Genomic DNA, 6,172 nt, shown 5'->3' on the forward strand with positions numbered 1-6,172 from the left:
GCCATTTGAATGTGCAATAATGCGCGCCGCGCAAAACAGGCAGCGCAAAAGCTCCCGAGTTTACAGGTCGTGCACCAGAAGGGAATCATCCCGATGGAGAGAATGACCGCCGAGCGGAACCCCGCTCGTGGCCTTGACAAGCAGTCAACTCATCGGCATGATTCGCGGCCTATTTTGTTTGCTATTTACCAAGTCTTTCGAGGAGCTCGACGGTGGCCAACTCACCTTCCGCCAAAAAACGTGCAAAACAGGCTGAGAAGCGTCGCAGCCACAACGCCAGCCTGCGTTCCATGGTTCGTACCTACATCAAGAATGTAGTCAAGGCCATCGACGCAAAAGACGCCGAAAAAGCGCAAGCTGCTTACATCCTGGCTGTGCCTGTAATCGACCGTATGGCCGACAAGGGCATCATCCACAAGAACAAGGCTGCTCGCCATAAAGGCCGTCTGAATGGCCACATCAAGGCGCTGAAAGCTGCTGCCTAAGCGACAAGCTTGTTAAAGAACCGACCTCAGGGTCGGTTTTTTATTGCCTGCGATTTGGCATTTGAGCTTTAAGCTTCAAGCCGCAAGTCATAAGCAAAGGCCAGCCAGCGCCGCACCCGCTCTTGCTTATGACTTGCCGCTTGAAGCTTTACTTACCGATCGGAATCTTCGGCGCCCACTGCAGCCATTCATCTTCGGCCTTGTCGAACAAGGCGAAGGTCTGCTGCGGCAGGGCAGGCTTGCCCATCTGCTCGCCTTCCGGCGTGGCGAAGGCGATTCCACCCTGGATCATGGTTTCCAGGGACTCGGTCCGGATCGTCGCGCCCTTGATCAAACCGAACTCGAAACCAAAGCCGCTGGTATTCCAGAACCGGCTGCCACCGCGAACCAGAGCTGCGTATCGCGGCTCGATCAGGATATGGATGAGCACGCGATCAGCGGTCTGCCCCAGCTCGAAGCCCGTCACCTTGCCTACGGGGATCTCCCGATAGGTCACCGGCACCCCCGGCTTGATCGAACCACGCCTCGGCGCACTCAAGACCAGCGCCAGGCCTTCCGGCGGCCCGATGACTTGTGGCGCCTCCGGCAGGGCCGTGAACTCGCGCTGCGGCCCCTTGTTCTGGGCTGCCGGCTGAACCTCCAGGTATTGTCCGGTTATCAGGGTGCCAAGGTTCTCCGTCTTGACGATCCCCAACGCCGGCTTGACCACCCAGAACTGCGTACCTACTCGAGCGATACGTTCGGGGACCTCGGTAATCCGCGCCTTGAGCAGCACCGACTGCAAATCGGCACTAAGATCGACAGCCTCGATCTTGCCGACATCCAGCCCCTTGAAACGGATCGGCGTGCCGACTTTCAAACCATCGGCGTCGGCAACCTTGATCGTAATCGGGATACCCGAAAGATTGGCCGCCTCCTGGCTTTCATGCAGGCGGAAAGTAGGTATCCGGCGCTTGAGCGGGACGTTGGGCGTCGGGGTATCGAAGGAAATACCGCCCGCCATCAGGCTTTGCAATGACTCGCTCTTGATCTGGATGCCCGACAAGCCGCCCGTGAGCGTAATGCCACTGGCATTCCAGAACCGCGTCGAGCCGTTGACCAGGCCGGCATACTCCGGCTCGATATGCACACCGATCAACAGACGCTTCTGGTGTTTACGGGAGAACTGGTAACTCTGCACGGTGCCGACCTTCACCTGGCGGTAAAGGATAGGGCTGCCGACTTCCAGCGATCCGAGATTGTCGCTGAACAGCACGAGATGCAGGCCAGGCGACTTGAGATCGAGAGGTGGCGCCTTGGCCCGGGCCTCGAACTCGCGCTGCGGCGAGGCGCCCTTGTCGCCCGGCCGCACCGCGATGTAATTACCTTTGACCAAGGCCTCAAGGCCGGTGATGCCCGCAAGGGAGATCGAAGGCTTGACCACCCAGAACTGGGTGCCCTGCACCAGGTAGTCCTCGGCCAGGGGATCGAGGGTCAGTTCGGCCATAGCACTGTTAAGATCGGATTCGACCTTCAGCGCTTTCAGCGTACCGACCTGGATACCCTTGTACATCACTGGCGTGCGACCGGCCTGCAAACCTTCGAAGTCGCTCAGCTTGACCTTCACCCGGATGCCGGCCTGGGCCGCATCGAAGTCTTCGTAAAGGCGGAACGGCAGACTCGGATCCGTGGGCGGGCTGTCCTTGCGGTATTCCGGCGTGGCAAAGGCGATACCGCCGGCAACAATGCTGGCCAGGGACTCGCTGCGAATCTTGACCCCCGACAGACTGGCGTCGACACTGACCCCGCTGGCATTCCAGAACCGCGTGTGCTTGCGCACCAGCGAGGCATAGGCTGGCTCGATGAAGACCTTGATCTCAACCGTTCCCTGGTCTTCGGCCAGACGATAGCTCTTCACCCGACCCACCTGGATCTGCTTGTAGAACACTGGACTATCACGGTCGAGCGAGCCGAGGCGATCGGCCTTCAGAGTCAGGTGCAGGCCTGGCTCGCTATCGGACAGCGGCGGCGCTTCCGGCAAGGCGACGAAATATTTGGTCGGTTCGCCATCGCCCGGGCTGACGGCAATATAGTTACCCGAAACCAGGGTCTCCAGACCCGTGATACCCGCGAGCGTGACGCTGGGCTTGACCAGCCAGAAGCGCGTATTGGTCAGCAAATGAGGCTCTGCAGCGGGATTCATTTCAATGGTGGCGACCACTCCCGCATCGCTACCCTTGGCATCCAGGACCAGGCTCTTGACCTTACCGACCGGCATCCCTTTGTAGACCACTTCGGTCTTGTTGGCGACGATGCCGTCTCCACTCTTGAAGCGGACCTCGATATTTACCCCGAGTCCCGGTAGGCCTGCCAGCCAAGCCAGCCACCAATGACCAGGGCGATCAGGGGCAAAATCCAGATAGCCGACCAGTTCGAAGCTGGGCGGGTTCTAGCCGTAGGCAAATCGTCACTCATGGTCGTCATCCGACTCCGTGTTATCCCAGATCAGTCGGGGATCGAAAGTTACTGCTGCGAGCATCGTCAGTATCACCACGCTGGCAAAGGCGACGGCGCCCAGGTTGGCTTCGACGCTGGCAATGCGTCCGAAATTCACCACCGCGACGAGAATCGCAATGACGAAGATATCCAGCATCGACCACCGCCCGATGAACTCGATGAAGCGGTACATCAGGATGCGCTGCCGAGCGGATAGCGGCTGGTGGCGCTGCACCGAATAGAGCAGCAGGGCGATACCGACCAGCTTGAAGGTAGGCACCAGGATACTGGCGATGAACACGACGGCCGCGATTGGCAACATGCCGTGCTTCATCAGGGTGATGACCCCGGACATGATGGTGTCGGGGCTACCCTGCCCCAGGGTACTGACGGTCATGATGGGCAATACGTTGGCCGGAATATAAAGAATCGCCGCGGTAATCAGCAACGCCCAGGTACGTACAAGACTATTGGGACGGCGGGCATGCACGATCGCACCGCAGCGGGTACACACCTGTGAACTGGACTCAGGCTGCTGGCGGTTGAGTTCATGACATTCGCAACAAATAAGGATCCCGGCATCAATCGCCCGCATGCAGGTCTTCTCCCGACAACGCCACCCAGATCTGGTGTGGCGACATGACTATTTCCAACCACACCTGGACGAGCAAAAGACTGATAAAGCACAAAAGCCCAAGACCCAGGCTCAATTCGGCCAGGTCCACCAGCTTGACGATAGCCACCAGCACACCCATGAAGTAGACCTCGAGCATGCCCCAGTCGCGTAGATGGTGATAAATACGGTAGAGCAGCAAGCCATAGTCTCTTCCGACATTCCAGCGAATGCTCAACAACACGGCAAGCTGGCATAGCAACTTAAGTAGCGGAATTGCCATGCTGCAGAGAAATACCACCACGGCAACGCCACGCATCCCGGAATCATAGAGGCCGAGCACGCCACTCCAGACGGTGTCGTCCGAATTCTGCCCCAACAAATGGAGCTGCATGATGGGCAGGAAGTTCGCCGGGACATAAAGCAATAATGCAGCGAGGACCAAGGCCAGGCTGCGCTCTACGACCTTATGCCGGTGGGCATAGAGCTCATAGCCACAACGGGGGCACACAGCCTTCTCATCGCGCTTGAGTACAGGCTTGCGCATCAGCAGGTCGCACTCGTGGCAGGCCACCAGTTCGTCCAGCGGCAGATTGGCAAGCGGCCGGGAGTCGGCAGGATCGGACATAGGAAAATTCTGAATGACGGCGTCGAGGTCTATTCTAGTGCGCCGCTCGGGTTTGTGGGGAAGCCGGAAAGACAAAACCCCTACCTGCATACGCAGATAGGGGTTTCGGAATTGAATCTTGACGATGACCTACTCTCACATGGAGAAGCTCCACACTACCATCGGCGATGCATCGTTTCACTACTGAGTTCGGGATGGGATCAGGTGGTTCCAATGCTCTATGGTCGTCAAGAAATTCTGTGTGCCAACTCGTCTTTCGACGCCTCGGCAAATCGGGTATGTGACAGTTGTGGTTTGCACGAACTTTCGGTTCATTGCGTCTTCACCACCACAATCCGGCCTCTCAGCTCAGATTGCTTGGGTGTTATATGGTCAAGCCTCACGGGCAATTAGTATTGGTTAGCTCAACGCCTCACAGCGCTTACACACCCAACCTATCAACGTCGTAGTCTTCGACGGCCCTTCAGGGAGCTCAAGGCTCCAGTGAGATCTCATCTTGAGGCAAGTTTCCCGCTTAGATGCTTTCAGCGGTTATCTCTTCCGAACATAGCTACCCGGCAATGCCACTGGCGTGACAACCGGAACACCAGAGGTTCGTCCACTCCGGTCCTCTCGTACTAGGAGCAGCCCCTCTCAAATCTCAAACGTCCACGGCAGATAGGGACCGAACTGTCTCACGACGTTCTAAACCCAGCTCGCGTACCACTTTAAATGGCGAACAGCCATACCCTTGGGACCGGCTTCAGCCCCAGGATGTGATGAGCCGACATCGAGGTGCCAAACACCGCCGTCGATATGAACTCTTGGGCGGTATCAGCCTGTTATCCCCGGAGTACCTTTTATCCGTTGAGCGATGGCCCTTCCATACAGAACCACCGGATCACTAAGACCTACTTTCGTACCTGCTCGACGTGTCTGTCTCGCAGTCAAGCGCGCTTTTGCCTTTATACTCTGCGACCGATTTCCGACCGGTCTGAGCGCACCTTCGTACTCCTCCGTTACTCTTTAGGAGGAGACCGCCCCAGTCAAACTACCCACCATACACTGTCCTCGATCCGGATGACGGACCTGAGTTAGAACCTCAAAGTTGCCAGGGTGGTATTTCAAGGATGGCTCCACGCGAACTGGCGTCCACGCTTCAAAGCCTCCCACCTATCCTACACAAGCAAATTCAAAGTCCAGTGCAAAGCTATAGTAAAGGTTCACGGGGTCTTTCCGTCTAGCCGCGGATACACTGCATCTTCACAGCGATTTCAATTTCACTGAGTCTCGGGTGGAGACAGCGCCGCCATCGTTACGCCATTCGTGCAGGTCGGAACTTACCCGACAAGGAATTTCGCTACCTTAGGACCGTTATAGTTACGGCCGCCGTTTACCGGGGCTTCGATCAAGAGCTTCGCGTTAGCTAACCCCATCAATTAACCTTCCGGCACCGGGCAGGCGTCACACCCTATACGTCCACTTTCGTGTTTGCAGAGTGCTGTGTTTTTAATAAACAGTCGCAGCGGCCTGGTATCTTCGACCGACATGGGCTTACGGAGCAAGTCCTTCACCCTCGCCGGCGCACCTTCTCCCGAAGTTACGGTGCCATTTTGCCTAGTTCCTTCACCCGAGTTCTCTCAAGCGCCTTGGTATTCTCTACCCAACCACCTGTGTCGGTTTGGGGTACGGTTCCCGGTTATCTGAAGCTTAGAAGCTTTTCTTGGAAGCATGGCATCAACCACTTCGTCGCCTAAAGGCAACTCGTCATCAGCTCTCGGCCTTGAAATCCCGGATTTACCTAAGATTCCAGCCTACCACCTTAAACTTGGACAACCAACGCCAAGCTGGCCTAGCCTTCTCCGTCCCTCCATCGCAATAACCGGAAGTACAGGAATATTAACCTGTTTTCCATCGACTACGCTTTTCAGCCTCGCCTTAGGGACCGACTAACCCTGCGTCGATTAACGTTGCGCAGGAAACCTTGGTCTT

At 57.0% G+C, this 6,172-nt stretch carries 3 protein-coding genes, 2 rRNA genes and 1 pseudogene (1 of these 6 cut by a window edge); 1 reads left to right on the forward strand and 5 read right to left on the reverse strand.

The window, feature by feature from the left end; genetic code table 11:
- Window positions 1-212: 212 nt before the first annotated feature.
- Window positions 213-485 (forward strand): 30S ribosomal protein S20, encoded by a 273-nt coding sequence (gene rpsT, locus CSV86_RS29805; protein WP_009403531.1) that lies wholly within the window; start codon window positions 213-215, stop codon window positions 483-485.
- A 148-nt stretch (window positions 486-633) separates the two neighbouring features.
- On the opposite strand, the pseudogene CSV86_RS29810 reads toward rpsT, so the two are convergent.
- From CSV86_RS29810 to CSV86_RS29830, 5 genes and pseudogenes are all read right to left on the reverse strand, one after another.
- Window positions 634-2,948 (reverse strand): annotated as a pseudogene (locus tag CSV86_RS29810) (PqiB family protein).
- Entirely contained in the window at window positions 2,932-3,555 is a 624-nt protein-coding gene (locus CSV86_RS29815) for a paraquat-inducible protein A (protein ID WP_009403533.1), read from the reverse strand. The pseudogene CSV86_RS29810 and the gene CSV86_RS29815 overlap by 17 nt, the downstream one beginning before the upstream one ends.
- Window positions 3,542-4,201, reverse strand: coding sequence for a paraquat-inducible protein A (locus CSV86_RS29820; RefSeq protein WP_037061518.1), 660 nt, complete (start codon window positions 4,199-4,201; stop codon window positions 3,542-3,544). Before CSV86_RS29820 ends, CSV86_RS29815 begins: the two co-directional genes overlap by 14 nt.
- Window positions 4,202-4,317: 116 nt before the next feature.
- Window positions 4,318-4,433 (reverse strand): 5S ribosomal RNA (gene rrf, locus CSV86_RS29825).
- A gap of 136 nt (window positions 4,434-4,569) precedes the next feature.
- Window positions 4,570-6,172 (reverse strand): 23S ribosomal RNA (locus tag CSV86_RS29830); it runs 1,287 nt beyond the window's last position.

This window comes from Pseudomonas bharatica CSV86 (assembly GCF_000319305.2).
Taxonomy (GTDB): domain Bacteria; phylum Pseudomonadota; class Gammaproteobacteria; order Pseudomonadales; family Pseudomonadaceae; genus Aquipseudomonas; species Aquipseudomonas bharatica.

Excerpts from the sequence above, each read along its gene's own strand:
- CSV86_RS29815 (WP_009403533.1), bottom strand. The coding sequence starts at position 3,555 with ATGCGGGCGATTGATGCCGGGATCCTTATTTGTTGCGAATGTCATGAA.
- CSV86_RS29820 (WP_037061518.1), bottom strand. The coding sequence starts at position 4,201 with ATGTCCGATCCTGCCGACTCCCGGCCGCTTGCCAATCTGCCGCTGGAC.